Raw genomic sequence first — 26,594 nt, 5'->3', positions numbered from 1 at the left:
CGAGCGGCCTTTTCTTTGAAGGAGAAGGCCGGTAGGCCGCGCATGCTGGAAGTTTCCAGCGCCCTCACTCAGCCCAAGCGCGGTCCGACGACCGCGCTTTTTGTTTTCTCGCCGAGGTTTTTTCATGATCCAGATCACGCTTCCCGACAACTCGCGCCGCGAGTTCCCCGGCCCGGTTTCGGTGGCCGACGTTGCCAAGTCCATCGGCCCTGGCCTGGCGAAGATGACGGTGGCCGGCAAAGTCGATGGCCGGCTCGTCGACGCGAGCGACCTGATCGAACAGGACGCCAAGCTGCAGATCATCACGCCCAAGGACGAGGAAGGTCTAGAGATCATCCGCCACTCCACGGCGCATCTGGTCGGCCATGCCGTCAAGCAGCTCTTTCCGACGGCCAAGATGGTGATCGGCCCGGTGATCGAGGAGGGCTTTTACTACGACATCTCGTATGAGCGCCCCTTCACGCCCGAGGACATGGAGGCGATCGAGGCGCGCATGCGCGAGCTGATCGCGCAGGACTACGACGTGGTCAAGAAGATGACGCCGCGCGACGAAGTCATCGAGGTCTTCAAGTCCCGCGGCGAGGACTACAAGCTGCGACTGGTCGAGGACATGCCCGACGAGAAGGCGATGGGCCTGTATTACCACCAGGAATACGTCGACATGTGCCGCGGCCCGCATGTTCCGAACACGCGCTTTCTCAAGGTCTTCAAGCTGACGAAGCTGGCTGGCGCCTATTGGCGCGGCGACGCTCACAATGAGCAACTGCAGCGTGTTTACGGCACGGCATGGGCCGACAAGAAGCAGCTCGACGACTATATCCGGCGCATCGAAGAGGCCGAAAAGCGCGACCACCGCCGGCTCGGCAAGGAGTTGGACCTGTTCCACATCGACGAGGTGGCGCCGGGCGTGGTGTTCTGGCATCCCAAGGGGTGGGCCATCTGGCAGCAGGTCGAGCAGTACATGCGAAAGGTGTACCGTGACACGGGCTACCAGGAGGTGAAGGGGCCACAGATCCTCGACAAGAGCCTGTGGGAGAAGACGGGCCACTGGCAGAACTACCGCGAGAACATGTTCACGACGGAGTCGGAGAAGCGCGACTACGCGCTCAAGCCCATGAACTGCCCGGGCCATGTGCTGATCTTCAAGAGCGACCTGCGCAGCTACCGTGACCTGCCGATCCGCTATGGCGAATTCGGGCAGTGCCATCGCAACGAACCCTCGGGCGGCCTGCACGGCATCATGCGGGTGCGTGGCTTCACGCAGGACGACGGCCACATCTTCTGCACGGAAGACCATATCCTTGAGGAGTGCGTGGCCTACACGGGCCAACTGCTCAAGGTGTATGCCGATTTCGGCTTCAAGGACATTCTCTACAAGGTGGCGACGCGGCCCGACAACCGCATCGGCTCCGATGAGCTCTGGGACAAGGCCGAGAGCGCACTGATGGAGGCGCTGCGCCGCTCGGGCGTGGAGTTCGTCATCTCGCCGGGCGAAGGCGCCTTCTATGGTCCCAAGATCGAGTACACGCTGCGCGACGCCATCGGCCGCCACTGGCAATGCGGGACGATGCAGGTGGACTTCAACATGGCCGAGCGCCTGGGTGCCGAGTACGTGACGGAGTCGAGCGGCAGGGCGCATCCGGTGATGCTGCATCGGGCCATCGTCGGAAGTCTGGAACGCTTCATCGGCATGCTGATCGAACACCATTCGGGCGCGCTGCCCGCCTGGCTGGCGCCGGTACAGGTTGCGGTGCTCAACATCAGCGAAGGGCAGGCTGACTACGCATCTCAAGTTGCGAAAACGCTGCTAAATCAAGGGCTTAGAGTTTTGCTCGATCTGCACAACGAGAAGATTACGTATAAAATACGGAAGCATTCGTTGCAAAAGCTTCCTTACATCCTTGTCGTCGGCGACAAGGAAAAGGAAGCAGGTGCCGTCGCGGTGCGCGCCCGGGGCAATCTTGATCTCGGTGCCATGTCGGTGGAAGCGTTCTCTCAAAAGATCGCTCACGACATTCAACACAAGCTTTGAATTTGAACGGGTTCAAAGGCTGATTTCGATCAATCAGGCTGCTTGTGGGCGTGGACTCGAGGGTGTTCGCTACAGTTTTTGTAGCAAATTAATTGAAGGATCCGACCATCGCTACTGCATTTCGCGACCGCCGCCACCGCGAGGAACGCCAACACCGCCTGAACCGGGAGATCATGGCCCCGGAAGTCCGCCTGATCGGGCCCGATAACGAGCCATTGGGTGTCGTGAGTCTTGCCGAGGCCCTCCGGCTGGCCGGGGAGCAAGACGTGGATCTGGTGGAAGTGGTCGCGGCGGCCAATCCGCCGGTCTGTCGCCTGATCGAGTACGGCAAATTCAAGTACCACGAGCAGAAGAAGGCCGCCGAGGCGAAGTCGAAGCAGAAGGTCATCGAGGTCAAGGAAATCAAGTTCCGGCCCGGGACCGACGAAGGCGACTACAACATCAAGATGCGCAACATCCGGCGCTTTCTTGACGAAGGCGACAAATGCAAGATCACGCTGCGCTTCCGAGGGCGCGAGATCACGCACCAGGAGCTCGGCCTGGCGCTGTTGCAGCGCATTCGCGACGACCTGGGCGACAGCATCGTGGTCGAGCAGTTCCCGAAGCTCGAGGGCCGGCAAATGATCATGATGATCGCGCCAGGCCGCAAGAAGGGCGGCGGTGGTGCAGCCAAGCCGCCCACCGAGGCGACGACGGCGCCCGCCGCGGCCTGAGCCCGGCAGCAGTAGCAGAAGGTTCGAAGGGATTTCGGCGCTGCCAGCGTCTTCGGGCGCAGGCAGCGGCGGGATGAAGAAGTGTCTCGGGGCCAACAAGTCCGTGGGAATCATCCCCGGCGCCTCACGAGCACAAACGAAAGGAGCATTTACATGCCCAAAATGAAGACCAAGAGCAGCGCGAAAAAACGTTTCCGCGTTCGTCCCGGTGGCACCGTCAAGCGCGGTCAAGCCTTCAAGCGTCACATCCTGACCAAGAAGACCACCAAGAACAAGCGTCACCTGCGTGGTGCAACGGCAGTGCATGAGACCAACATGGTCTCGATGGCCGCCATGTTGCCCGGTAGCGGCATCTAATACGACGAACAAGGAGTACACACATGCCTCGCGTTAAACGTGGTGTTACGGCCCGAGCCCGCCACAAGAAGGTTCTCGCACTTGCCAAGGGTTTCCGCGGCCGCCGCGGCAACGTCTTCCGCATCGCCAAGCAGGCGGTGATGAAGGCGGGCCAATACGCCTACCGTGACCGCCGTACCAAGAAGCGCGTGTTCCGCCAACTGTGGATCGCCCGTATCAATGCCGCTTCCCGTGAACTGGGCCTGACCTACAGCCAGTTCGCCAACGGCATCCGCAAGGCCGGTATTGAGATCGACCGCAAGGTCCTGGCCGATATCGCCGTGCACGACAAGGCCGCTTTTGCCGGCATCGTGGAGCAGGTCAAGGCCAAGCTGGCTGCTTGATCTCGCAAGCAGGTTGCCGCTCCTCGAGAGGCGGCCTGCGCCCACGGTACAAGGGCTGGCGCTTGAAAGGGCTCCAGCCCTTTTTTATTCGCATCACCGGCTTCTTTTTCTTTCACGCTCAAGAATTTCCATGAACGAGTTGGACTCCCTGGTCGATACCGCACGTGCAGCCTTCGCCGAAGCCAAGGCACCGGCCGAACTCGAGAATGCGAAGGCGCAGTTCCTCGGCAAGGCCGGCCGCATCACCGAGCTGATGAAGGGCATGGCCGCGCTGCCCGTCGACGAGAAGAAGTCGCGCGGCGCCGCGATCAACGTGGCCAAGCAGGCCATAGAGGCGGCGCTGGCCGAGCGCCGCCAGCAACTCGCCGACCAGGAGCTCGCCGTCCAGCTGCGCGCCGAGGCGCTAGATGTGACGCTCCCCGGCCGCCGTCGCGCGGGTGGCGGCCTGCATCCGGTGAGCCGGACGATGGAACGCATCGAGGCCATTTTCTCGAGCATGGGTTTCGACGTCGCCGATGGCCCCGAGATCGAGACCGACTGGCACAGCTTCACCTCGCTCAACAATCCGCCGAACCACCCTGCGCGCTCGATGCAGGATACGTTCTACGTCGACATCAATGGCGAGGACGGCATTCCCTACAACCTGCGTCCGCACACCAGTCCGATGCAGGTGCGCTACGCGCACCAGCACTTCAAGAAATACGCGGCCGAGTTCGCGGCCGCTGCGGCCGACACCACCGGCACCGTCAAGGCGCCAGAGATCCGCGTGATCGCCCCTGGCCGGACCTACCGCGTCGACAGCGACGCCACGCACTCGCCGATGTTCCACCAGTGCGAAGGCCTGTGGCTGGGCGAGAACGTGAGCTTCAAGGACCTGAAGGTCATCTTTACCGACTTCTGCCGTACTTTCTTCGAGACCGATGACCTGGTGCTGCGCTTCCGGCCCAGCTTCTTCCCCTTCACCGAGCCCAGCGCCGAGATCGACATCCAGTTCCAGACCGGACCTTTGGCCGGCCGCTGGCTCGAAGTCTCCGGCTCGGGCCAGGTGCATCCACAGGTTGTGCGCAACATGGGCCTGGACCCTGAGCGTTACATCGGCTTCGCCTTCGGCATGGGGCCGGACCGGCTCACCATGCTGCGCTATGGCGTGAACGACCTGCGCCTGTTCTTCGATGGCGACCAGCGCTTCCTGAGCCAATTCCAATAAACAGACAGAACGAGAACGCGAGATGCAATTCCCCGAGTCCTGGTTGCGCGAGTTCTGCAACCCGCCCATCGACAGCGAGGCGCTGGCCGAGACGCTCACCATGGGTGGCCTCGAGGTCGAGGAGCGTCGGCCGGCCGCTCCCCCCTTCAGCAAGGTGGTGGTCGGCGAGATCAAGGAGGCAGCGCCGCACCCCAATGCCGACCGGTTGCGCGTGTGCCAGGTCGACGCGGGGCAGGGCACGCTGCTGAACATCGTATGCGGCGCCCCCAATGCGCGCGCAGGCATCAAGGTGCCCCTGGCGTTGGTTGGTGCCGAGCTGCCGCCGGGCGAAGGCGGGCAGCCCTTCCAGATCAAGCTCGGCAAGCTGCGCGGCGTCGAGAGCCAGGGCATGTTGTGCTCGGCGCGCGAGCTCAAGCTCAGCGATGACCATGGCGGCCTGCTGGAGTTGCCGGCCGACGCGCCGGTCGGCGCCGACGTGCGCGAGCTGCTGAAGCTCGACGACACCCTGCTCACCCTCAAGCTCACGCCGAACCTCGCGCACGGTCTCTCCGTCTACGGCATCGCGCGCGAGCTCGCGGCGCTGACGGGCGTCCCGCTCAAGACGCCGCCGATCCCGCCGGTGGCCGCCGCAGTGCCGGACAAGCTGCCGGTCAAGGTCGAGGCTCCCGACCTGTGCGGCCGCTTCTCGGGCCGCATCGTCCGCGGTGTCGACACCAAGGCCGCCACGCCGGCCTGGATGGTCGAGCGCCTGGCGCGCTGCGGACAGCGCAGCGTGTCGCCGCTGGTCGACATCTCGAACTACGTGATGTTCGAGTATGGGCAGCCCAGCCACATCTTCGACCTGGACAAGATCCGGGGCGGCCTGGTCGTGCGCTGGGGCAGGGCGGGAGAACAGCTCAAGCTGCTCAACGGCAACACCGTGACGCTGGATGAAAAAGTCGGCGTGATCGCCGACGAGCGCAACCAGGTCGAGTCGCTGGCCGGCATCATGGGTGGCGATGCGACCGCCGTTTCCGACGAGACGCGCAACATCTACGTCGAGGCCGCCTTCTGGTGGCCAGAGGCGATCCAGGGCCGGGCGCGCCGCTTCAACTTCTCGACGGACGCGGGCCATCGTTTCGAGCGCGGCGTCGATCCGAGCCGCACCGTACAGATCATCGACCGCATCACCCAGCTGATCGTCGAGATCTGCGGCGGCCAGCCTGGCCCGATCGACGACCAGACCTTGCGTCAGCCCGAAGCCCGGCCCGTCACGCTGCGCGTCGAACGTGCCGCGCGCGTGATAGGCATGCCGCTGACCCAGGCGGAGTGTCGCAACGCCCTGCGTCGGCTGGGCTTCCCCGTCGAGGAGGGTGAAGGCACGCTGGTCGTCACCCCGCCGCCGCACCGCTTCGACCTGCTGATCGAGGAAGACCTGATCGAGGAGGTTGCGCGCCTCGTCGGCTACAACAACCTGCCCACCGTGCCTCCGCTGGCGCCGATCACCGCCCGTGCGCGCCCCGAGTCGCAGCGCAGCAACTTTGGCGTGCGTCATCGCCTCGCCGCGCTGGGCTATCAGGAGACGATCAACTTCAGCTTCGTCGAGGCGCACTGGGAAGAGGAGCTTGCGGGCAACGCCAACCCGATCAAGCTGCTGAATCCGATCGCCAGCCAGATGAGCGTGATGCGCTCCTCGCTGATCGGCTCGCTGCTCCAGGTCCTCAAGTTCAACCTCGACCGCCGCGCGCCGCGTGTGCGCGTGTTCGAACTGGGGCGCGTGTTCCTGCGTGACGACACGGTCGCCACCACCGACAGCACCGTCAAGGGCGTGCATCAGCCGATGCGCGTGGCCGGCCTGGCCTGGGGCGACTCCGAGGCCGAGCGCTGGGACGGCAAGCCGCAGCGCGCCGACTTCTTCGACGTCAAGGGCGACGTCGAGGCCCTGCTGGCGCCGCGCGTTGCCGCGTTCGAGGCCACCGAGCATCCGGCGCTGCATCCGGGCCGTGCCGCGCGCGTGCTGCTCGACGGCCGGCCGGTGGGTGTGATCGGCGAGCTTCATCCGCGCTGGCGCCAGCAATGGGAGTTCCCGCAGCCCCCTGTGCTCTTCGAACTCGAGCTCGATGCAGTCATCGCGCGCCCGGTGCCCGTAGCTCGGCCGGTGCCCAAGCACCAGGCGGTCGAGCGCGACATTGCCGTAGTGGTGGCGGAAGCCATCACGCACGACGCGCTCATGCGCACGATCCGCGCGGCCGCAGATCCGGTGCTCCTGCGCGACGCAGTGCTGTTCGACATCTATCGCCCGCCGGTGGCCCGCGATGCGCCGGTTGGCCCCGGCGGCCTGGCACACGGCGAGAAGAGCATGGCCGTGCGCCTGCGCTTCAACAGCGACGCCGCTACGCTGACTGACGAGCAGGTCGAAGCGGCAGTCGCCGCGATCCTCGAACAACTGAGCGCGCGGCTCGGCGCGCATCTGCGGGTATGAAGCTCATGGATTTCACGCTCGAAGCCCTGGAAACGCCGGCACTGACCAAGGCGCACCTGGCCGATCTCCTGTTCGAGCAGATCGGCCTCAACAAGCGCGAGTCCAAGGACATGGTCGAGGCCTTCTTCGACCTGATCGCGCGCAGCCTGATCGAGGGCACGGATGTGAAGATCTCGGGCTTCGGCAACTTCCAGATCCGGGTCAAGGCGCCGCGCCCCGGGCGCAACCCGCGCACCGGCGAGGCCATTCCGATCGGCGAGCGCCGCGTCGCCACCTTCCATGCCAGCGCCAAGCTCAAGGAGCAGATCCAGGGCAGCGCCGGCGACGAGGGCTCGCAGGACGTGGAATGGAGCCTCGGCACCGAATAGTGCTTGGCCCTTGTGCCTGCCGTGGAGTAATCTCTAAGGTTGTTCTCGCACCGCCTTGATTTCAATGGAGAAAACGCTCCTGCCGCCCATCCCCGTCAAACGTTACTTCACGATCGGTGAGGTGGGCGAACTGTGTGGGGTCAAACCGCATGTGCTGCGCTACTGGGAGCAGGAGTTCACCCAGTTGCGTCCGATGAAGCGGCGCGGCAACCGCCGCTACTACCAGCACCACGAGGTGCTGATGATCCGCCGCATCCGCGACCTGCTCTACGACCAGGGCTTCACCATCAGCGGGGCGCGCAACAAGCTGCAGGAGATGGTGCAGTCGGAGCGCGATCGCCGTAAGGCCGGCGAGGTGCCGCTCGAAGGCGTGGAGGCGGTCGAGATCGACCAGGAGGAGTTCGACGCCGCGCTCCAGGAAGACTTCGATGCGTCCCGCAGCGCCGGCCCGGCCGTCGAGCTGTCGCAGCTGCTGCGCCTTAAGCGCGAGCTCTATGAAATTCGCGAGCTGCTGGGTCCGAACCACTGAAAGCTGCAGGCTATAATCGCGAGCTTCGGTGTGTGGCGCAGCCTGGTAGCGCACTTGCATGGGGTGCAAGGGGTCGAAGGTTCGAATCCTTTCACACCGACCAACAAAACGTCCAAGGGCGTCCGGTTTCATCCACCGGACGCCCTTTTTCATTGGGGAAACAGGGCAAGCGGCGTCCGGAGGCATACACTGAAATCCAGTGACTGCCAGCGCCAAGTGGGGGTACAAAAGGGGGTACAAACCGCCTGACCCCCCTGGGATGGCGGTTTTGTACCCCCACTCCCATGGGGGTACCCCATGCCGTTGACCGATGCCGCATGCCGCAATGCCTCCTGTCCGCCTGACCGAAAGCAGGCACGCTACGCCGACGCAGGCGGCCTCTATCTGGAGGTTTCGGCCTCGGGTTCTCGTCGGTGGTTCTGGAAGTTCAGGATCGCGGGGGTCGAGAAAAAATTCGCCTTGGGCTCCTATCCCGACGTGAGCCTTGCGGCGGCGAGGAAGGCCCGCGACGCTGCCAAAGCCCAGCAGGCTTCCGGAATCAATGCCATACAGGCGCGCCAGGTGGTCAAGCTCAAGGCGGGCGTGAACACCGGCGATACCTTTCGAGAGACGGCGCTCGAGTGGTTCGACAAGCACCATGAGCGCTGGAGCGGCCACTACGCCAAGCGCGAGAAGCGCAACCTGGAAAAGGATCTGTTTCCGTACTTCGCTGCTCGTCGCATCAGCGAAATCGAGGCCAGCGAGCTGTTAGCGGCCCTGCGCCGTGTCGAGGAGCGTGGCGCTCTCGACGTTGCCGGGCGCGTACTGATGACGGCACGCGCGGTGTGGCGCTACGCGGTGGCGACTGCGCGAGCGCCGCGCGATATCACAGCAGATCTCAAGGGGGCCCTCACGCCCCACAAGAAGCGGCACTTCGCGGCGATCACCGATCCGGCCCAATTGGGAACGCTGATTCGCGTCATCCGGGGCTACCAGGGCGGAGTCATCGTGCGTACGGCGCTTCAACTGGCGCCCATGCTTTTCAGCGCCCGAACGAACTGCGAGCGGCGGCCTGGGCCGAGATCGATCTCGACGGGGCGCTCTGGACCGTGCCCGCTGCGCGGATGAAGCGGCGCATCGATGGTAAGCAACATGGTGATCCGCACATGGTGCCTCAGGCAGGCTGTGGATTGCTGCGCATACTGCACCCGATTATGGGCCACAGTGCGCTGGTCTTCCCGGGCGAACGTTAGCCATGAGCGGCCGATCTCGGGCCCTGCGTGCAGCGCTCCTGACCTTGGGGTACGGCCCGACCGTGCAGACGGTTCATGGCTTCCGAGCGACAGCCCGGACCCTGTTGGCGGAAGTGCTGGAGATTGATCCATTGGTGATCGAAGCCCAGTTAGCGCATGCCGTCAAAGATGCCAATGGGCGCGCCAATAACCGTACCCAATACCTCAAGCAGCGCGCTGTGATGCTCCAGCGGTGGGCAGCTATCTGGACGTACTAGCTACCAAAGCAGGTTCTCCAGCGGTTGCGTTGAAAGTGGCCGCATGAGAACGGCCTCCGTCAGCTATAAGTACGGCCCTCCCGATCTGCTCTAGCGCATTTTCGAGCCCAGACGTCGCGCGTTGGCGTGACGCTGCATAAAGTGCGCTTCGACATCAGCCGGTCAAGAGGTTGTCCGGTCCCCCGTCCCGAGCAATGCCGGCAAATTGAACCGGACGCGGATCTTTTCGCGAAGTGCTGGATGGATCCCCTTTGGATCGACCAGCAATCCCCACTGCTGTTTGTTGTGATGGTGCGAAAGCTGGTGCAGGCCGAAGGCGTGCATCATGGCGTTGCGACGCGCGCCGACATCCTGCGCGTGGTTCACGGACTCCTTGACGGCCTTAAGCACGAAGCTACCCTTGTTGGCGATTCGCTTGGCGAGGTCCAGCGCGCTTTCCATCAAAGCCTCTGTCGGGAACACCTGGTTGACCATGCCGCACTGCTTCGCATCCTGAGCGCCCAGCCAATCTCCGGTCATCAGCCATTCCTTGGCCTTGCGGGCGCCCAGTTCCCAGGGATGCATGAAGAATTCCACGCCTGCCACGCCGAACTCGAGCGTGGGATCGCGGAACCGGGCATTTTCAGCCGCGACGATCAGGTCGCAGCACCAGGCAAGCATCAGTCCGCCTGCCACGCAGGAGCCCTGCACCGCCGCAATCGTCGGCTTGGCCAGGTTTCTCCAGCGTTCACACATTTCCAGGTAGATCTCCTTTTCGCGTCCATAGAGACCTTCGACGCCGGGCCCGTCGAAAGCAGCCCAGGTACCCACCGTGCGGAAGTCACGCCAGGTTCTGTGGTGGTCGCCCCCCATGTCGTGCCCGGCCGAAAAGTGATCGCCGTCGCCTGAGAGGATGATGACCTTGACTGTGTCGTCCTGCGCAGCGCGGTCGAACGCTGCGTTCAGCGCATAGGTCATCTCCATGTTCTGCGCGTTGCGCACGGCCGGTCGCGACATCGCGATGTTCACGATGTCCGGCGTGAGGTGCTCATAGCGCACGCCGTCGTAGGTGTTGGAGTCGAAGGATGTGGACTGCATGGAAGTCTTTGCTGGTTCAACGCTGATGGTCGGGATAAAGAGGTATGGGCCGGATCTCGGCTCCCGTGGCGGATGCGATGTGCTCTCGCATGCGCGAAGTGATCTCCGCCTGCATTTCGCCGGGGGCGGGATACAACTTCTCGATGTCTTCCAGGATCGACGGCATCCGGTCCGTGACCGGAACACCCAGCGCCAACGCCCACTTCTCGACCTGAAAGATGAATTCGGGGCTCACACGCGGAGGAATTTCGGCGTTCATGCGGTCGCCCATGGCTTCATCGAGTGACACGAAGTCGACCTCCGCCGCCCGAAAGCCATCCAGAATCTGCTCCAGGCAGTCAGCGGCGATGGACGTGCCATGGATCAGCCAGATGTGGATCGGATCCCGACCGAAGACCGCTCTCGCATTCGCTGCATGGGTGCGCAGCTCGTGCAGCGCGCTCTCGACGTAGGCGCCGCGGATCTGGGCCACGTCCTCGGCTGATCCGCGCTTCAGAACGCGGCAGTACGCCGCGTTCCAGCGAATGTCGTGAAAGCCGATGCTCACCGGGATCGGCGTGTAGCCCATGCCTTCGAGCTTGTCCAGGATCGCATCGCATTTGCACGCCGTGTCGCCCCAGAGATCCATGCAGAACCGGAAGCAGCGTCGCGGCGCCTGGTTGATGTAGCGGCCCAGGTATTTCTCAGCCTGTTCGATGTCGCGCGCGTAGGTGTCCGCGTCCAACCAGTTGAGCGGTGGATGGTTGTGCGTGTGATTGGCGACATGGTGGCCACTCTCGACCCACAGGTCGAAAACCTTGAGCAGGCTCTCGTCATCTTCCAAGGGGGCGGTATTGGAGAACTGGTACACCCCGGCCACGCGATGCGCCTTCAGGGCCGCGATCATGGCTCGAATGTTTGATGGCACACTGTGCCCGGGAGCCATCGGGACGCCTCGGAGCAGCAGCATGTCGTCGATCGTGATGGCGATCTTCAGTCTGCCAAGGGGTGAGACGGGCACATGTGGCTCGCGGATGCCGGGGGTGCTTTGCATGATTCGCGGCGAGTTGGTTGACGATCGCCGAGCATCGTTGTTGCGGCTTCGCAGGTCTATTCAACAAACCGAAAGATGACTTTCATCATGGAAAAGCGGCGGCAGTCGAACGGTGAAGACGCAGCCGGAATTTCGTCATTTCGATGGTAGACAGCACCCCACCCCGACAGCAGGTCGGCCCCAGGCGCTCGGTCCACTTCGATCTGGCCGACCTGCGCCTGATGGTGCGCATCGCTGACACGAACAGCCTCACGCGTGCGGCCGAACAGGTCCACACCTCCCTGCCGGCTGCGAGCAATCGGATCAAGCAGCTGGAACAATCGGTCGGCACGCGCCTGATCAACCGCACCAGCAAGGGTCTGACGCTGACCAGCGCGGGCCAGACGATGATCAAGCACTCGCGGCTGATCCTGGAGCAGATCGAACAGCTGCGCGGCGAGATGCTCGATATCTCCGAGGGCGTCGACGGACGCTTGCGCATCATGGCCAGCACGACGGCCATCAGCGAGTTTCTGCCCTCGGTGATCGAACGCTTTCTTGCAACCCGGCCTCGAACCAGCATCGACCTGCGCGAGCGCCTGTCGAGCGACATCGTCCGCGCGGTTGCGGAGGGCGTGGTCGATGTCGGCGTGATCCTGGAAAACGTCGGCACTTCGGGGCTGGAGATCTATCCCTACCGCACGGACCACATGGTGCTCGCCGTTCCCTCTGGACACCCACTGGCCGACAGGCGGGCCGTGTCGTTTGAGGAGACGCTGGACTTCGATCACGTCGGACTATCCCAGACGAGCACCCTGCACGCGTTCTTGCAGCAGCAGGCCGAAATGCTCAGGCGACACATCAGTCTTCGCGCCCAGGTAGGGAATTTCGAGGCCTTGTGCCGGATGGTACAGGCACGAATCGGCGTCGGTGTGCTCACCCACCTGCCGGCCGTGCGCCATGCGAAGTCCATGAACATCCGCATCGTCGAGCTGGAGGACGAGTGGTCCATCCGGCCGCAGTACATCTGCATCCGGAATTCGGAAGAACTGCCCCCCTTCGTCCGTGACTTCGTCGAGATGCTGCGCGCAGACGCGCGCGATAGCCAAAGCGCTGCCAGCTGACAGGTGGCGGATTAAGCAGGGCGAAACTGCTCTTTTCCAATCGTGAATTGCCAGGAAGCCGGCCCCTCGCGATTATTCGGGCCTGAAGGCGACGTGCGCCTGCTGACAACTTCAAGAACTGGAGACGACAATGAATTTCAGATTGGGCGCAAAGGTCGCCATGGCGGCGGCCCTCGCTGTGACGCTGCAAACCGGGTTCGCCCAGGCGTGGCCCTCGCGGCCGGTGCAGCTGGTCGTTCCGTATCCACCTGGCGGCGTGCTGGACAACTTCGCCCGCCCCATGGCCGAGGCTCTGAGCAAGGAGCTCGGGCAGCCCGTCGTGATCGACAACAGGGCTGGAGCGAATGGGATCATCGGGACCACCCGGTGTGCCAAAGCCCCGGCCGACGGCTACACGCTGTGCATCAGCAATGGCGACATCATGTCGCTTAATCCACAGCTGTATTCGAAGCTTTCATACAACCCGAAGGCCGATCTCGTTCCCGTGGTCCGCATGGCGAACATGGTGGCGGCGATCGTCGTCTCCTCCAGTGTCGGTGCGAAGAACCTCACCGAACTGGCTGCCTTGGACAAGGCGAGCCCCGGCAAGATCAACTGGGGGACCTTCGGCACCGGCAGTACCTCGCACGTGTTCCTGACCGAATACAACCGTGTGTTCGGAACCCACCTGACCCACGTGCCGTACAACGGGTCGGCGCCCCTGATGCAGGCCCTGCTGGCGGGTGATGTGCAGTCCGCGATGCTGGCGCACGTCGCCGTGGCGCAATACCTCGATTCCGGCAAGCTACGGGCCATCGCCGTGATGGGCGAAAAGCGCTCCGACTTCTTCCCTGGCGTCCCGACCATCAGCGAACAGAAGTTCGACTTTTCCGGCGAGAACTGGATCGGTATGACGGCCCCGGCGGGCACGCCGGCCGCGGTCCTGGACCGCGTCAATGCCGCGGTCAACAAGATCCTGGCCGATGCCGCATTCCGCAAGCGCAGTCTGGAGGCATTGGGCCTCGAACCCGTGGGCGGCTCGAGGGATTCCTTCGCGCAATATCTGGGACGCGAGCAGGCACTTTGGTCAGATCTGATCTCGCACAGCAAGATCAGGCTGGACTGAGAACTGATCGAGATTTCCGGTCGTATGAAGCTGCATCAACCTCCCACCTTCTTCTCTTTGGTACTGCGTGCCCTGCGCAGGTACCCGGACCGCATCGCCTTTCGCCAAGGTGAAGTGGCGGTCCGCTACCAAGACGTCATCGGCTTCATGGGGAAAGTTCAGGCGGTGCTGAGTTCCCAGGGGGTTCGCGGGGGCACGCGCGTCGCGTTGCTGACGGAAAACCGGTACGAAACCTGGTGTGCGTCCGTCGCGGTCCAGGGGCTCGGCGCTGCTACCAGCTGGCTGCATCCGCTCAGTTCGCTGGACTCTCAGATCTCCCAGATCACCGACGTGGGCGCGTCGGTCTTGATCATCGACAGCGACGCATTCGAAGCCCGGGCCCATGAAATCGCCCTGGCGCTTCCTGACGTTTCCGTTTTCTGCGTCGGAAAAGGAGGCCCCGGTGCCGACCTGCTGTCGCTCATTGCCGCACACGACCACCCCGAACCCATGGAGCGAGCCAGCGCCACCGACATCGGCACGCTGAACTTCACCGGAGGCACGACCGGCCGCCAGAAAGCCATCGTGCGAGAGGCGGGTCAGGTCGCGCTCATGGCCATCGCCATGAACAGCGAACTGGAGCTGCCGGACGGCGTGCAGTACCTGGCCATCGCGCTGATCAGCCATGTCACAGGGCAGTTGATCGCACCGACGCTGATGCGCGGAGGCACCGTCCATCTGATGAAGAAGTTCGACGCAGGGCAGGTCCTGGAGACCATCCAGCGCGAACGCATCAGTGCGACCTTGATGGTGCCCACGATGATCTACAAGCTTCTGGAGGCCCCCCTCGAGGCGTTTGACCTTGGCAGTCTCGAACTGGTCGTCTACGCGGGATCCGTCATTGCGCCGGACCGTCTGCGACAAGCCATTCAACGCATTGGCCCGGTCTTCTCTCAAGTCTACGCGCAGACGGAATGCACCCCCATCGCGGTTCTGCGGCGCGGCGACCATGATCTCGACGACCCGTTGTCGCTGTCAGCATGCGGCTACCCCATGGCGACGGCCGAGATCGCGATTCTTGGCGACAGCAACGAGCCGGTCGCCGCTGGCGACATCGGTGAGATCTGCGTGCGAAGCCCGTCGGTGATGCAAGGCTACCTTGAGCAGGCTGAAGCCACCCAGGAGGCCCTGGCGGGTGAATGGTTGCACACGGGGGACATAGGTTTTGTCGATCCGCGTGGCCGCCTGTCGATCGTGGACCGGAAGAAGGACATGATCGTGTCCGGAGGCTCGAACGTCTATCCGCGAGAGGTCGAGGACGTTCTGGCCGCCCATGCAGCAGTCGCTTCGGCCGCGGTGATCGGCGTGCCCCATGCGACGTGGGGTGAAGCCGTCGCAGCGTTTGTCGTGCTGCGGGCCGGCGCCGAAGCCGAGGCCGCTGACTTGATCGCCTATGTCCGGGAGCGCAAGGGATCGTTGATCGCGCCGAAGAAAATCATCTTTGCGGACGCACTGCCCACGACGCCATTCGGGAAGATCGACAAGAAGAAGTTGCGTGCGCCCTATTGGGAGCGGGAGACAAGGCTGATCTGACACGTCGTGGCCAGGCATTCCGTGACCCTGGGTGCACCGGAACTGGCCCAGGCGGCCGCTCCCGCCGCTCCTTCAAAGACTTGCCCAAGAGTGACCTGCTTGAGGGCGTTTCGCGGCGCGCGCGAGAAGTCCGATCGGGAACGACGCCACGCACCGCAAACTGCGCGAGCCGGCGCTTGTAGCGGGCGGCGCAGCTTCGCCTCTCCCATCCGCGCGCATGTTGCCCAGCCCGCCCCTGGCGCAGCGCGCATCCGACGCCCCAGAAATGACCATGCAACGCCCTCTCGATGGAATAACCGTCGTCGCGCTCGAGCACGCAATCGCCGCGCCGTTCTGCACTCGCCAGTTGGCCGATCTGGGCGCGCGCGTGATCAAGATCGAGCGACCGGGAACCGGCGACTTTGCGCGCGTCTACGACGAGCGCGTCAAGGGGCTGGCATCGCACTTCGTGTGGACCAACCGTTCCAAGGAAAGCCTCACGCTCGACCTCAAGCACCCGGCCGCGCAGGAGGTGCTTGCGAGGCTTCTCGAGCGTGCCGATGTGCTGGTGCAGAACGTCGCCCCTGGCGCCGCAGCGCGGCTCGGCCTCTCGTACGAAACCCTGCACCCGAAGCACCCTGGCCTTGTCGTGTGCGACATCTCGGGGTACGGCGACGACGGGCCCTATCGCGACCGCAAGGCCTACGACCTCCTGATCCAGAGCGAAGCCGGCTTTCTCAGTGTGACCGGTACCCCGGACGAGCCCGCAAAGGCAGGTTGCTCGGTGGCGGACATCGCGGCGGGCATGTATGCCTACAGCTCGATCCTCGCGGCCCTTCTCCAGCGCTCGCACACCGGCCAGGGCATTCGCATCGACGTGTCGATGCTCGAGAGCATGGCCGAGTGGATGAGTTACCCGCTCTACTACGCTTTCGATGGCGCCCCGCCGCCGCCGCGCGCGGGCGCCTCGCACGCCACGATCTACCCCTACGGACCGTTTGAAGCTGGAGACGGACGCACGGTCATGCTGGGCCTGCAGAACGAGCGCGAGTGGGTGCAATTCTGCGAGACGGTACTGCGCCAGCCCGACCTTGCCCAGGACGAGCGCTTCGCCTCTAATTCGCGCCGCCACGCCGAACGCGACCCGCTCAAGCTGGTGATTCTTCGGGCCTTCTCGGTGCTCAGCGCCGACGAAGTCTCCCGCCGCCTCGACGACGCGCAGATCGCCAACGCACGCATGAACACGCTCGCCGACCTGTGGGCCCATCCGCAGCTCAGGGCGCGCAACCGCTGGCGCGAAGTGGGTACGCCAGTCGGCCCGATCCCCGCGTTGCTGCCGCCGGGCCGCACCGACGCCTTCGAGCCACGCATGGACGATGTGCCCGCGCTGGGCCAGCACACCGACTCGATCTTGCGCGAGATGGGGTGGGACGACACACGCATTGCGGCGATGCATGCCGAGAAAGTCGTCTGAATGGACGCCAGACATCCGGCTGCTCTTGCGCGCAGTCTTCTCTTCGTGCCCGGGCATCAGAGCGACCTCTTCCACAAGGCCCTCAAGAGCGGCACCGACCTCGTCGTCGTCGACCTGGAAGACGCCGTGCCACTGGAGGACAAGCCGTTGGCCCGCGCCGCTGCCGGCGAATGGCTCGCGCAGGTGCCGGGGCTCGACGCGGTGGCCGTCCGGCTGAACTCGCCCGCAGTGGACGCCGGTCGCGAAGATCTTGCCTGGCTCGCGAGCCTCGCGCATCGGCCTGCCACCCTGATCGTACCGAAAGCAGAATCTGCGCACGACCTCGCGCAAGTGCGCGCGGTTGCGCCCGATGTCGGGCTCGTGCCCCTGGTGGAAAGCGCGGCCGGCCATGCGACGCTGGATGAGATGGCGCGCGCGCCAGGCGTCCTGCGCCTTGCCTTCGGTCACCTGGATTTCATGGCCGACACGGGCATCGCGGCCGGCGAGGACGAACATGAGCTCGCGCCCATGCGCTTTGCCATTGCGATGGCGACTGCGCGCGCGGGCCTCGCGCCAGCCGTCGACGGCGTGACGACAGACCTGGACAACGAAGAGCGGCTCGCGCGCGACGTCAGGCGCGCGGTTGCCTTCGGCTTCGGCGGCAAACTGTGCATCCATCCCCGTCAAGTGGGCAGTGTGCATGCGGTGCTTGCGCCCAGCGCCGAACTCGCGGATTGGGCGAGCCGCGTCCTGGACGGCGATCGCGCGGCCGGCGGCAAGCCGTTTCGCCTCTTCGGACGGATGGTAGATGCGCCCGTGGTGCTGCAAGCACGAAAGGTGTTGGCTCGTTGTTACAGGTAGACGCAGGCCGAGTCCTCTCAGGTCGCCTCTACCGAAGAAATCCGGCAGCTGCGCTGCAGTGCTGACATTCAAGCTGCCGTGATGAAGGCCTGCTTGGGGTCGGCAGCACCAGTTCCGTGCGAGGAGTAGCAGTCGCCGGGAGAGGCCTGTCCGCTGGTGTGAAGAATGCGCTGTCCTGACAGCTTGCCAAGAGCAGTTTGCGCCGTCCGGACGGCTCGCTCCGGGTTATCGAGTCAAGTCGTGCGCCCGTTGATCCGCTCCGCGATCCACGATTGAACGGTGCTCTCCGGACATGCCGCGGTGCGCTGTCCGACCTTCACCGACTGCGGAAAGATGCCCTTGCGCATCTGTTCGTAGATGGCCGACCTGCGCAGCCCGGTGAGGCGCTCGACATCGGGCAGCCGCAGAAGCCTGTCGGAGGCGCGCTTTGCCGTCTGCATCGGCGGCATCGTTGCGCCACCGCGAAGGAGCGTGAGCGCCTCCTGCAGCAGATGAGCCGCCTGGAGGGCTCGTTGAGCGCCATGGTCAGCGGCGACGCGCGCGCTCGGTTCGTTGTCGGTATGGGATCGCATGGGCATTGCCTTTCGGTACGTCCGCAGCGCATCCAATGCCGTTGCGGGACGTCCATAGGTTGCCAGGGATGTCTGCTGGCACCAACTCGCCATGGCGATGCGAGGCGCACTACAGCGTAGGCGTGGAAGCCGGAGATGGGTGTTTTAGTGCATAGCGGGCGTTCGAGCTCTCTGCCCGAAGCGGGTGTATGGCCCATGCCCTCTCAACGACCTTTGCCTTGCGCTCGGCTCGTGCTTCGGCGGCTTGCTTCAGCTCGCCGTAGGACTTCGCCTCGATAAACGCTCCACTGGGATTCTTGACGCTCGGGTTCAAGACCACGGCGTTGTGGCTGGGCGGCGATTTGCGCCCTGCATGGCGATAGATCCGCACTTGCATGCCGCTGTGCACATACTCTTCCACAACCTGATCATGATCGGAAGGTTCCGAGTGCGGGATTGTCTGCACAGGGCGCGCACCATCTTCCGCGGCGATCGGGTAGACGCTCAGCTCCAGAACCTGGGCATTCAATCCCACCTGAATTGCCGATCGCAGTGCGGCCTTGGTGGCCCCCGCGCTCTGGCTCGCGAGTGGGTTCATTTCGATGAGAACGTGCGCAAGGATTCGGGAGTTTTCGGCCATGTTCGGTTCCGATCGTTTCTGCGAGTGTGGGGTGATGTGGTCTGGATACGTGCCTTACTCCGGCCACCAAAGTGGCCGCTCCGGCTGCGCCGCTTCGGCGCGCAACGCGTCGGCCAGTTCATGCACAGGGTCCTCTAGGCTGCTTCGCACGAGTGCGATCCATGTGCGCAATGCGTCGTCCTCAGGTTGACCGCTGGACATTCCTTCCGGCACGACAGCACATCCAGGGCCCTGTGATAGCTCGCCAGGGATTGGCCAACCGCGATGGCGCGAGGCAACTGATTCGCTCGCGTCTCGCGGCGTCGGGCGCGCGCCTTCTCTGCGGCCATAGCGATGCTGTGCGTCAGCCGCGATGTCGTGTCGACCGCAGTTCCCCGGCTCAGATGAGGACCACATGGTTGGCCCGAATCACCCGGGCCCAACGTGCCCACTCCGCGCGCGACCGCTTGCGGAATTCCTCGGGCGCTCCCGTCGGCAACTTCGGCAGCGAGCGGCGGGTCGGGTCGCCGCCAGGGCCAGGGCACGCACCTTGCCTGATTGGATGACCGGCAGGCCGGCTGCCAGGTCGGTGAACATCACCGGAACCTGGCCGCCCATCACGCCGGCGCGGTGCCCTTGTAGGGCACATGGGTGATCGTCGTGCCCGTGCGGTTCTTGAAGAGTTCCATAGCGAGATGGTGGGGCGAGCCAAGGCCCGCAGACGCAAAGTTCACCTTCCCCGGATTGGCCTTCAGAAACGAAAGGAACTCCTCAAAGTCTTTGGCCGGAAAGCCCGGGTGCACGACCAGCGCGATCGGAAAGCGGCCGATGCCGTCCATGTACGTGAAGTCCTTCTCGGGACTAAAGGGCAGCGCCTTAAAAAGATGCTCGTTGAACGCCAGCAGGGCGTTGTCGGCAGACATGATGGTGTAGCCGTCCGGCTTGGCATTGGCGGTCGCGCTGGCACCGATGTTGGTCGCCGCGCCGGGGCGGTTGTCGACGATCACTTGCTGGGTCAGCCCCTCCCGCATGCTCTCCGCCAGGGCTCTGGCAATGGTGTCGGGGCCATCGCCCGCAGGGTAGGGGACGATCCGGCGAATCGGTTGCGTGGGGCATCGAGACTGGGCGAACGCGCGCAGCGCCACTGCTAGCGCGGACGGCCGCGGTAACGTGTGAGATGAAATGGCGACGGTGCATGGTGGCGCGGCCGATGGTTCGGCGCGTGGCGACCCGAACGCCCTCAGGTCTGGCGCGGGTCGAGCTCGGCGCACAGCCGCTGCGCGAGCTCGTCCGTTGGCATGACGTCGGCATACTTGCTCGCCATGTCGAACAAGTTCACGGCATGCGATGTCTGCGAGCGGTCGTAGACGGCGTCCTGCGGGACCACGACCTTGAAGTTGAGCGCACAGGCATCGACTACGGTTGCACGCACGCAGCCGCTCGTGGTGCAACCGGTGACCACGAGCGTGTCAACGCCCAGGCCGATGAGGTAGCTGGTGAGCGCCGTTCCATGGAAGGCGCTGGCCTGGAACTTTGGGATCTTGATGTCTCCGGGGCGCGGCTGGACTTCCGCGACGAAATCGTAGCCACGCTCGGGCACGTCCATCACGCCCGGCACCTTCGCTTCGAACTGACCGCGGTTGTGTTCGCCCTTGGGGGCAACGTAGGGGTAGAGCACTGGCGCCTGCAGATCTCTGAACACCGTGATCAGCTGGGCGATGTGAGGTACGGCACGCCAGCCGTACTCGCCGCAGCTCGTAGACATGTGGTCGATGGCTTGATGGATCGGCATCGGTGCGTCGCCCATGGAACGGTACTGCACGTCGATGACGAGCAGCGCCGGCCGGCGGCCAATGCCGCTGGGCGCACCCCAGCCGGCTTGGCGATAGATGGCCTGCTCTTCCTCAGGGATGATGCCGTCCCATGGGCGAGGCGAATTCTTGGTGCAGTCTGTCATGGCGTCAGATCTCCACGGCCGTGGCGTCGTAGGTCAGCAGCCAGTCATATCGCTCGCGAACAGCCTGCGGAGACCATTGTTTTTCGATATACGGGCGCGCGGTCTCGATGCGCTCCAGATCCGGGCTGTGGAAGATGCCGAGCATGTCCAGCGAACTCGCCTTCGTCTTGTTCGTGCGTACGACGCGCGCGGCGTCGTAGCGTTTCAATGCCGCTTCGATGTCGTCGGGCGACGCCTCCAGGCTGCGTGCGAGGACGTAAGCATCCTCCATGGTCATGTTGACTCCCATGCCCAGGTACGGCGTCATCGAATGGCAGGCGTCGCCCACCAGCGTGACCCGGCCCTTGGACCAAGCGTCTAGCGGGTCGCGCACGAACAGGCCCCATCGGAACAGATTTTCCGATTCGATGAACAGGTCAAGGATATCCTGGTGCCAGCCCTCGAAGTCCTTCAGCGCGTCGGAAAGCTCACCACGTTCCGACCACGATTCGGTCTGCCAGTCTGGGCTGTCCACCTGCGCGGAGAAGCTCACGAACTCCTCGCCGTTGCGTTGCACGGGGTAGGTCGTCACGTGCGCCGTGGGGCCGATCCACGTGGACGCCAGCGGTTGGCGGTGCTGGGGCTTGAGCTTGCTCATGGGCGCGAGGCCGCGCCACGCATTGGCGCCCGTGTAGCGGGCCGGCGCGGGGCCGAAGAGGGACTGGCGCACGCGCGAGTGCGCGCCGTCGCAGCCCACGACCACGTCGCCTTCGGCGGCGCCGCCTCCGTCGAGCAGCAAGCGCGCGCGGCCGTCCACGGTTTCCGCGCCTATGGAGCGCACGCCGAAGTGCACGGCATCGGGCTTCAGCCGGATCACGTTCTCGTAGAGCACCCGCTGCAGTTCGGCCCGCAGGACCTGCACGAGGGTGTGGTCGGCCTTGGAGTCGGCCGCGTCTCGGTTGTAGACCGAGTGCGCCTCCCCTGTCTTCCAAAAGCGCACAACACGGTCCTTCGGCGGCAGGTTGATGGCTTCGATGGCCTGCTTCAGGCCGAGCTTCTCGAGCACCTTGCTGCCGTTGGCCGAGATCCAGAGTCCCGCGCCGACCTCGCGCAGTTCCGTCGACTGCTCGTACACGTCGACGTCGAATCCTTTTTGCAGCAGCGCGGCGGCAAGCGTGAGCCCGCCCATGCCGGCGCCGGCGATGATCACATGGGGCTTGCGTGCCCCTGGCTTGCTATCTGTCATGCGTTCTCCGATTGGTATTTCTCAGGGTGATGAACGAGGTCATGAATGGCCTCAATGATCTTGACGTAGCCCGTGCACCGGCAGATGTTGCCGCGCAGGTAGTGGCGCAGGGTCTTGTCCGACGGGCTCGGGTCGGCCGCGAGGAGCGACTTGACGGCTAGGATCATTCCCGGCGTGCAGAAGCCGCATTGCAGTGCGCCGTGTGCGATGAAGGCCCGTTGCACCGGGTCGAGCACCTTGCCCCGGGCCAGGCCTTCGATCGTCGTGACCTTGCGTTCGTGCGCATCTGCGCACAGCGTCGTGCAACTGGAGGTGGGCATGCCGTCCACCAGCACGGTGCAGGCGCCGCAGACCTGCACGTCGCAGGAGCGCTTCGTGCCCTTGAGGTGAAGTTGGTCGCGCAGGACGTCGACCAGCATCTCGCGCGGCTCCACGTCGATGGACACTGCGGCTCCGTTGACCACCATGTCCACGCGCGTGATCGGGATGGCTTTTCGTTCCGGGTTCATGGCAGGCAAGCCTCGATGGCGCGTTGGGCCAGCACGGTGACGAGGTGGCGCTTGTAATCGGCCCCGCCGTGCAGATCGTCATGGGCATCGATGCCCGCCGCATCGGCTGTCACCGCAGGTGCCAGCGCGCGCCAGATTTCCTCGGGCGGCAGGTCCGGCGCGAGCCGGGCCGCAGCCTCTTCGGCCTGCGCCAGCCGGGTGGGCGACGCGGTGATCGCACCCGCCCACAGACTCAGCCGCTGCCATCCGTCGCTCGACCAGACCGCGGCCACGCCGACGGCGGGCCGTTCCGTGTGTCCGAAGCAGCGATAGGCGCTGCGCGTGCCGGGCGACTGCGGCGCGATCTCGATCGAGACCAGAATCTCGTCGTCCTGCCGCACGGTGGCGAACTCGCCCTCCTGGAACTCGCGCGACGGGACTTCCCGCTGGCCCTGCGGGCCGGCCAACACCACCCAGGCGTCGAGCGCGCAGAGCATCGTGGGCGCGTCGGCATGCGGCTCGCCGAAGCACAAGACGCCGCCGATCGTGCCGGCCATGCGCACGCGGATGTTCGCAACATGGTCGCTGAGGTGCGCGTATCCCGGCAGCAGCTCGCGCACCAGCGGATCGTTGGCGATGGCGTGGTGCGTGCAGAGCGCGCCGATCGACAAGGTGCCATCGCTTCGCAACCGGATGCCGCGCAGCTCGTCCACGCGCTTGATGTCGATCACGTGCTCGTAGCTCAGGACGCGCGCCTTCAGTGCGATGAGCAGTTCGGTGCCGCCGGCATGGAAAGCCGCGGCATCGCCGAACTCGGCCTTCAGCGCGATCGCCTGTGCCAACGCAGTTGGCCGGTGCAATTCGAAACGGGGCGGGCGCATCAGTCTTGTCTCGGTGCCAGTCCTGCGGCTGCGCCAAGTGCCGGAGCCACGATCCACCACCAGTCGGATTGACCGTGCGCGGCCGCAACGAACGCCACCGTGAAGCCGACCGCCAGGCTGATGCCCACGCGCGGCCACACCAGCACCAGCTCGACGCGCCGCGGCCGATAGGGGGCAGGCGTTGGCGGCGCCGGCTGCCATGGCGGCATCTGGGTGGGCGGGGCGTAGGGAGCAGCCGCGACCTGCGAGGCCGGCGGCACGCCGGCAGAGCCCGCCACTGGGGCCGGTACCTGGGCGGCGGGGGCCGGCGTTGCGGCTGCAGGACGCTCCTGGCCCGTTGCCGCATCGACGGGGGCTGCCGATTCGAGCACTCGGGCCGGGTCGAATTGAACCAACTCATTGCGCAGGCGCTTCTCGAACTCCGAGAAGAGTTCTTCGGAACGCTTCTTGACGACCGGGTAGCCCAGCGATGCCAGGCGGCCCGCCACCTGCATCTGCGCATCGATCCCCAGGCGGCACGAGGGCGTGTCTCTCGTGTTCTGCTCATCGAGGTCCACCTTCATGCGAACGTCGATGGTCGTCCCCGTGAACTTGTCGCGGCCGGCGGCGGCAAGCACCACCTGCCGCTCCAGCGTGTGTGACTCCAGCACGATGCGCGTCGGCACTTCCAGCTTGAACGGTCCGATTTTCTGCTTGAGTACCGCAGAAAACTCCTTGAGCGGCTCGACTTCGGTGACGTTCTCGCAACCGGGAATGAGTGCCGCGACACGCTGCACATCGAAGAAGATGGCCCACAGCTGAGCCGCAGTGGCCGGGAGCGTGGTGTCGATTCGAAAGTCCATGGTGTGTTTCTCAGTCTTGCTTTTCGATCTTGGCGGCCTGAAGCGCGCGCCAGACGCGTTCGGGAGTCAGCGGCAACTCCTTGATCCGCACGCCCCAGCCTTGGTAGAGCGCGTTCGCCACGGCGGGTGCCACAGGAAGGATGGCGCCTTCGCCGCCGCCGCGCGCGCCGAAAGGCCCCGGGCCATCGCCGCTTTCGATGAGCGCGGTGCCCATGTGCTGAGGCACGTCCTCGAACATCGGAACCTTGTAGTCGAACATCGTGCCGTTGACGACCTGACCATCTTCGTAAACGTACTCTTCGGAGAGCGTGTGGCCGAGCCCCATGACCATGGCGCCTTCGTCCTGGCCTTCCGCAGCTTTGCGGTTCACCACGTAACCCAGGTCGGCAGCGCCGCCCACACGCAGCACCTTGATGGCGCCGGTGCCTTCGTCGACTTCGATCTCGCAGGCGCCCGCGCCCGTTTCCCAGAACAGCGGCGCCTGCTTGAAGGCGCCGTTCTTGGTGGTGGAATTGACGCGCCCTACGCCGAGGAATTCACCTGCGGCCATGCCATTGAACTGGCGCAGGAGTTCGATAAAAGGAACGCCGCCCCCCGGCCCTTCGACGCGGCCCTCCTCGAGCCGGTAGTCCTCCGGCGACCCGCCCAAGACCGCGGCCGCAGTCTCAACGACTTGGCCGATCACCTCGTCGCAGGCCATCTGGACGGCCAGGCCGATGATCACGGTGGAGCGGCTCGCACCCGTGCCCCAGTCGTAGGGTGCCTGCAGCGTGTCCGGCTCGGCCACGGCGATCATTCGCAGCGGCTGCTTGAGGGCCTTGGCTGCAATGATGCGCAGGACGCCCCGGCTGCCCTGGCCAATCTCCACGGTATTGGCCGAAACATTGACCGACCCATCGGCACGCAAGCGCACGATGGCACCGCCGATGGGCATGATGCCGGGATCGGTGGCGCCCACGGCGACGCCCAGTCCGCGGCGGCCGGAGTGCTTGGGCTCGGGGAGTTCTTCGAGCGCCCGCAGCGCCTGGCGCAGGGAGTTGCGCATGTCGACGTCGAGCGGCCGCAGATCCGGCTTGATGGTCTGGCCTTTGTCGGCCATGTTGGCCATGCGGAAGGCGACCGGATCGAGGTCCAACGCAGCGGCCATGATGTCCATCTGCGACTCGGTCGCCCACACGGCTTGTGGGCCGCCGATGGAACGGAAGGCCGCGCCGGGCACGGTGTTGGAATAGACGCCGATGGCCTCCAGCTTCAGGTTTGGGATGTGGTACGGGCCGATCGCCCGGATGGCCGCCTTGATCGCGATGGCCGGTCCCGTGTCTGCGTATGCGCCGCCGTTGAGCACCGCGCGTACCGACTTGGCGGTAATGCGCCCCTGACTGTCCACCGCCGTCTTCAGTGACACCTCGGCGTCCAGGCGCCGGCAGGTCAGCATGGACTCGGAGATGGAAAGGCACACGCGCACAGGCGCTTTCGCCTTCCAGGAGAGCGCAGCGACCAGCGGGTCGATCTTGACGGATGCCTTGCCGCCGAATCCGCCGCCGACGTAAGGCGAGTGCACGCGCACGCAGGCCAGAGGAACCCCAAGAATCTCGGAGCACACGCGCTGGATGGCCGTGGGCGTCTGTCCGCCGCTCCAGATCTCCAGCGAGCCGGGCTTCCAGTGCGCGATGCACACGTGCGGCTCCATCGCGAAATGGAACACCATCGGGAACTTGAAGCTGTCCTCGAAGACGCGGTGTGCCTGCGCGTAGGCTTGCTCGACGTCTCCGCTCTCGTAGTGGTACTGCTGGAACAGGTTGGTCCCCGCCACGGGCGTCGCCTCGCCGCGGAAGTAGAAATCCTTGAGGGTTTCCATGTCCTCGTGGACCAGAGCGGCGCCCGGCGCCATCGCCTCCTCGGCCGTGGTGGCGAAGGGCAGCGCATCGTAGTCGACCAGAATGGCATCGAGCGCTTCTTCGGCGGTCGCTTCGTCGACCGCCGCGACCGCCGCCACTGGGTCGCCCACGTAGCGCACCTTGCCGATGGCAATCACCGGTCGGTCTCGCATCGACAGCCCCCATCGGATCGCGGTCCCGGGCAGGTCTTTCAGGTCGTCTCCGGTGAGTACGGCCACCACGCCTGGCATGGCCAGCGCAGCGCTCGCATCGATGCTCCGGATGAACGCATGAGGTACCGTGCTGCGCAGAATCTTGCCGTGCAGCATGCCCGTGACCTCCACATCGCTGGCATAGGTTGCCGTGCCGGTCACCTTCTGCAGGTAGTCGGCACGCGGTTCCTGTTGGAGCGGCAGCAGCGGTTCTTGCATC

Annotated in this window: 24 protein-coding genes, 1 tRNA gene and 1 pseudogene; 15 read left to right on the top strand and 11 right to left on the bottom strand. The window is 64.8% G+C overall.

All coding sequences use genetic code 11. The features are described from left to right. The first annotated feature begins 124 nt into the window (after nt 1–124). From thrS to E5P3_RS21240, 10 genes are all read left to right on the top strand, one after another. The gene (gene thrS, locus E5P3_RS21285) at nt 125–2,032 is read left to right on the top strand and encodes a threonine--tRNA ligase (RefSeq protein ID WP_162587786.1); all 1,908 of its coding nucleotides are present in this window, start codon (nt 125–127) and stop codon (nt 2,030–2,032) included. A gap of 107 nt (nt 2,033–2,139) precedes the next feature. Beyond that, on the top strand, nt 2,140–2,745 hold the full coding sequence (infC, locus tag E5P3_RS21280) for a translation initiation factor IF-3 (RefSeq protein WP_269474008.1): 606 nt from the start codon (nt 2,140–2,142) through the stop codon (nt 2,743–2,745). Between the two features lie 153 nt (nt 2,746–2,898). After that, on the top strand, nt 2,899–3,102 hold the full coding sequence (rpmI, locus tag E5P3_RS21275) for a 50S ribosomal protein L35 (protein WP_028253491.1): 204 nt from the start codon (nt 2,899–2,901) through the stop codon (nt 3,100–3,102). A 23-nt stretch (nt 3,103–3,125) separates the two neighbouring features. After that, complete coding sequence (gene rplT, locus E5P3_RS21270) at nt 3,126–3,485, top strand: 50S ribosomal protein L20 (RefSeq protein ID WP_028253492.1); 360 nt, start codon at nt 3,126–3,128, stop codon at nt 3,483–3,485. Between the two features lie 130 nt (nt 3,486–3,615). Beyond that, nucleotides 3,616–4,692: a phenylalanine--tRNA ligase subunit alpha gene (gene pheS / locus E5P3_RS21265; RefSeq protein WP_162587784.1), complete on the top strand. Its 1,077-nt coding sequence runs from the start codon at nt 3,616–3,618 to the stop codon at nt 4,690–4,692. Between the two features lie 22 nt (nt 4,693–4,714). Then, entirely contained in the window at nt 4,715–7,153 is a 2,439-nt protein-coding gene (pheT, locus tag E5P3_RS21260; RefSeq protein ID WP_162587783.1) for a phenylalanine--tRNA ligase subunit beta, read from the top strand. Next, the gene (locus E5P3_RS21255) at nt 7,150–7,521 is read left to right on the top strand and encodes an integration host factor subunit alpha (protein ID WP_162587782.1); all 372 of its coding nucleotides are present in this window, start codon (nt 7,150–7,152) and stop codon (nt 7,519–7,521) included. Before pheT ends, E5P3_RS21255 begins: the two co-directional genes overlap by 4 nt. Nucleotides 7,522–7,585: 64 nt before the next feature. Further along, the gene (locus E5P3_RS21250) at nt 7,586–8,050 is read left to right on the top strand and encodes a MerR family transcriptional regulator (protein ID WP_162587781.1); all 465 of its coding nucleotides are present in this window, start codon (nt 7,586–7,588) and stop codon (nt 8,048–8,050) included. Between the two features lie 26 nt (nt 8,051–8,076). Next, nucleotides 8,077–8,153 (top strand) — tRNA-Pro (locus E5P3_RS21245). Nucleotides 8,154–8,347: 194 nt separating this feature from the next. Beyond that, nucleotides 8,348–9,157 (top strand): tyrosine-type recombinase/integrase, encoded by an 810-nt coding sequence (locus tag E5P3_RS21240; protein ID WP_232073250.1) that lies wholly within the window; start codon nt 8,348–8,350, stop codon nt 9,155–9,157. A gap of 544 nt (nt 9,158–9,701) precedes the next feature. On the opposite strand, the gene E5P3_RS21235 is transcribed toward E5P3_RS21240, so the two are convergent. Then, a complete protein-coding gene (locus E5P3_RS21235) occupies nt 9,702–10,616 on the bottom strand; it encodes an enoyl-CoA hydratase (RefSeq protein ID WP_162587780.1) in 915 nt (304 codons plus the stop codon). Between the two features lie 16 nt (nt 10,617–10,632). Beyond that, a complete protein-coding gene (locus E5P3_RS21230) occupies nt 10,633–11,649 on the bottom strand; it encodes a polysaccharide deacetylase family protein (protein WP_162587779.1) in 1,017 nt (338 codons plus the stop codon). A 143-nt stretch (nt 11,650–11,792) separates the two neighbouring features. On the opposite strand from E5P3_RS21230, the gene E5P3_RS21225 reads away from it, so the two are divergent. The 5 genes from E5P3_RS21225 to E5P3_RS21205 all read left to right on the top strand — a co-directional run bounded on the left by E5P3_RS21225 (nt 11,793) and on the right by E5P3_RS21205 (nt 17,722). Beyond that, nucleotides 11,793–12,752 carry a LysR substrate-binding domain-containing protein gene (locus tag E5P3_RS21225; protein WP_162587778.1) on the top strand — a complete coding sequence of 320 codons (960 nt, stop codon included), beginning with the start codon at nt 11,793–11,795 and terminating at the stop codon, nt 12,750–12,752. A gap of 160 nt (nt 12,753–12,912) precedes the next feature. Beyond that, nucleotides 12,913–13,857 carry a Bug family tripartite tricarboxylate transporter substrate binding protein gene (locus tag E5P3_RS21220; protein ID WP_162587777.1) on the top strand — a complete coding sequence of 315 codons (945 nt, stop codon included), beginning with the start codon at nt 12,913–12,915 and terminating at the stop codon, nt 13,855–13,857. 24 nt (nt 13,858–13,881) lie between these two features. Then, nucleotides 13,882–15,429 carry an AMP-binding protein gene (locus tag E5P3_RS21215; protein ID WP_162587776.1) on the top strand — a complete coding sequence of 516 codons (1,548 nt, stop codon included), beginning with the start codon at nt 13,882–13,884 and terminating at the stop codon, nt 15,427–15,429. Nucleotides 15,430–15,700: 271 nt separating this feature from the next. Then, nucleotides 15,701–16,882 (top strand): CaiB/BaiF CoA transferase family protein, encoded by a 1,182-nt coding sequence (locus E5P3_RS21210; RefSeq protein WP_162587775.1) that lies wholly within the window; start codon nt 15,701–15,703, stop codon nt 16,880–16,882. Beyond that, the gene (locus tag E5P3_RS21205; RefSeq protein ID WP_162587774.1) at nt 16,883–17,722 is read left to right on the top strand and encodes an HpcH/HpaI aldolase/citrate lyase family protein; all 840 of its coding nucleotides are present in this window, start codon (nt 16,883–16,885) and stop codon (nt 17,720–17,722) included. Nucleotides 17,723–17,955: 233 nt separating this feature from the next. On the opposite strand, the gene E5P3_RS21200 is transcribed toward E5P3_RS21205, so the two are convergent. From E5P3_RS21200 to E5P3_RS21160, 9 genes and pseudogenes are all read right to left on the bottom strand, one after another. Beyond that, nucleotides 17,956–18,294 (bottom strand): helix-turn-helix transcriptional regulator, encoded by a 339-nt coding sequence (locus E5P3_RS21200; RefSeq protein WP_197893980.1) that lies wholly within the window; start codon nt 18,292–18,294, stop codon nt 17,956–17,958. A 109-nt stretch (nt 18,295–18,403) separates the two neighbouring features. Further along, entirely contained in the window at nt 18,404–18,913 is a 510-nt protein-coding gene (locus tag E5P3_RS21195) for a hypothetical protein (RefSeq protein WP_162587773.1), read from the bottom strand. 379 nt (nt 18,914–19,292) lie between these two features. Further along, nucleotides 19,293–20,089: pseudogene (locus E5P3_RS21190) on the bottom strand (Bug family tripartite tricarboxylate transporter substrate binding protein). A gap of 43 nt (nt 20,090–20,132) precedes the next feature. Beyond that, a complete protein-coding gene (locus E5P3_RS21185; RefSeq protein WP_162587772.1) occupies nt 20,133–20,849 on the bottom strand; it encodes an isochorismatase family protein in 717 nt (238 codons plus the stop codon). A 4-nt stretch (nt 20,850–20,853) separates the two neighbouring features. Next, entirely contained in the window at nt 20,854–22,074 is a 1,221-nt protein-coding gene (locus tag E5P3_RS21180; RefSeq protein WP_162587771.1) for an FAD-dependent oxidoreductase, read from the bottom strand. Further along, nucleotides 22,071–22,583, bottom strand: coding sequence for a (2Fe-2S)-binding protein (locus E5P3_RS21175; protein ID WP_232073247.1), 513 nt, complete (start codon nt 22,581–22,583; stop codon nt 22,071–22,073). The genes E5P3_RS21180 and E5P3_RS21175 overlap by 4 nt, the downstream gene beginning before the upstream one ends. Then, nucleotides 22,580–23,443: an FAD binding domain-containing protein gene (locus E5P3_RS21170; protein WP_162587770.1), complete on the bottom strand. Its 864-nt coding sequence runs from the start codon at nt 23,441–23,443 to the stop codon at nt 22,580–22,582. Before E5P3_RS21170 ends, E5P3_RS21175 begins: the two co-directional genes overlap by 4 nt. Continuing rightward, nucleotides 23,443–24,285: a CoxG family protein gene (locus E5P3_RS21165; RefSeq protein WP_162587769.1), complete on the bottom strand. Its 843-nt coding sequence runs from the start codon at nt 24,283–24,285 to the stop codon at nt 23,443–23,445. The genes E5P3_RS21170 and E5P3_RS21165 overlap by 1 nt, the downstream gene beginning before the upstream one ends. Before the next feature lie 10 nt (nt 24,286–24,295). Beyond that, nucleotides 24,296–26,593 carry a xanthine dehydrogenase family protein molybdopterin-binding subunit gene (locus E5P3_RS21160; protein ID WP_162587768.1) on the bottom strand — a complete coding sequence of 766 codons (2,298 nt, stop codon included), beginning with the start codon at nt 26,591–26,593 and terminating at the stop codon, nt 24,296–24,298. Nucleotide 26,594: the final 1 nt, after the last annotated feature.

It is taken from the genome of Variovorax sp. RA8 (assembly GCF_901827175.1).
In the GTDB taxonomy this organism is placed as follows: Bacteria; Pseudomonadota; Gammaproteobacteria; order Burkholderiales; family Burkholderiaceae_C; genus Variovorax.
The sequence above is the reverse complement of the archived record's forward strand: the minus strand, read 5'-3'. Positions and strand labels throughout refer to the sequence as shown.

Bases quoted from the DNA above. Each gene is read 5' to 3' on its own strand.
- E5P3_RS21210 (WP_162587775.1), top strand. From the start codon at position 15,701: ATGCAACGCCCTCTCGATGGAATAACCGTCGTCGCGCTCGAGCACGCA.
- E5P3_RS21235 (WP_162587780.1), bottom strand. From the start codon at position 10,616: ATGCAGTCCACATCCTTCGACTCCAACACCTACGACGGCGTGCGCTAT.
- E5P3_RS21170 (WP_162587770.1), bottom strand. From the start codon at position 23,443: ATGCGCCCGCCCCGTTTCGAATTGCACCGGCCAACTGCGTTGGCACAG.
- E5P3_RS21180 (WP_162587771.1), bottom strand. From the start codon at position 22,074: ATGACAGATAGCAAGCCAGGGGCACGCAAGCCCCATGTGATCATCGCC.
- E5P3_RS21185 (WP_162587772.1), bottom strand. From the start codon at position 20,849: ATGACAGACTGCACCAAGAATTCGCCTCGCCCATGGGACGGCATCATC.
- rpmI (WP_028253491.1), top strand. From the start codon at position 2,899: ATGCCCAAAATGAAGACCAAGAGCAGCGCGAAAAAACGTTTCCGCGTT.
- E5P3_RS21205 (WP_162587774.1), top strand. From the start codon at position 16,883: ATGGACGCCAGACATCCGGCTGCTCTTGCGCGCAGTCTTCTCTTCGTG.
- E5P3_RS21240 (WP_232073250.1), top strand. From the start codon at position 8,348: ATGCCGTTGACCGATGCCGCATGCCGCAATGCCTCCTGTCCGCCTGAC.
- E5P3_RS21195 (WP_162587773.1), bottom strand. From the start codon at position 18,913: ATGGCCGAAAACTCCCGAATCCTTGCGCACGTTCTCATCGAAATGAAC.
- E5P3_RS21165 (WP_162587769.1), bottom strand. From the start codon at position 24,285: ATGGACTTTCGAATCGACACCACGCTCCCGGCCACTGCGGCTCAGCTG.
- E5P3_RS21175 (WP_232073247.1), bottom strand. From the start codon at position 22,583: ATGAACCCGGAACGAAAAGCCATCCCGATCACGCGCGTGGACATGGTG.
- E5P3_RS21225 (WP_162587778.1), top strand. From the start codon at position 11,793: ATGGTAGACAGCACCCCACCCCGACAGCAGGTCGGCCCCAGGCGCTCG.
- E5P3_RS21160 (WP_162587768.1), bottom strand. From the start codon at position 26,593: ATGCAAGAACCGCTGCTGCCGCTCCAACAGGAACCGCGTGCCGACTAC.
- pheS (WP_162587784.1), top strand. From the start codon at position 3,616: ATGAACGAGTTGGACTCCCTGGTCGATACCGCACGTGCAGCCTTCGCC.
- E5P3_RS21230 (WP_162587779.1), bottom strand. From the start codon at position 11,649: ATGCAAAGCACCCCCGGCATCCGCGAGCCACATGTGCCCGTCTCACCC.
- E5P3_RS21250 (WP_162587781.1), top strand. From the start codon at position 7,586: ATGGAGAAAACGCTCCTGCCGCCCATCCCCGTCAAACGTTACTTCACG.
- E5P3_RS21200 (WP_197893980.1), bottom strand. From the start codon at position 18,294: ATGCGATCCCATACCGACAACGAACCGAGCGCGCGCGTCGCCGCTGAC.
- rplT (WP_028253492.1), top strand. From the start codon at position 3,126: ATGCCTCGCGTTAAACGTGGTGTTACGGCCCGAGCCCGCCACAAGAAG.
- E5P3_RS21255 (WP_162587782.1), top strand. From the start codon at position 7,150: ATGAAGCTCATGGATTTCACGCTCGAAGCCCTGGAAACGCCGGCACTG.
- thrS (WP_162587786.1), top strand. From the start codon at position 125: ATGATCCAGATCACGCTTCCCGACAACTCGCGCCGCGAGTTCCCCGGC.
- pheT (WP_162587783.1), top strand. From the start codon at position 4,715: ATGCAATTCCCCGAGTCCTGGTTGCGCGAGTTCTGCAACCCGCCCATC.
- E5P3_RS21220 (WP_162587777.1), top strand. From the start codon at position 12,913: ATGGCGGCGGCCCTCGCTGTGACGCTGCAAACCGGGTTCGCCCAGGCG.
- E5P3_RS21215 (WP_162587776.1), top strand. From the start codon at position 13,882: ATGAAGCTGCATCAACCTCCCACCTTCTTCTCTTTGGTACTGCGTGCC.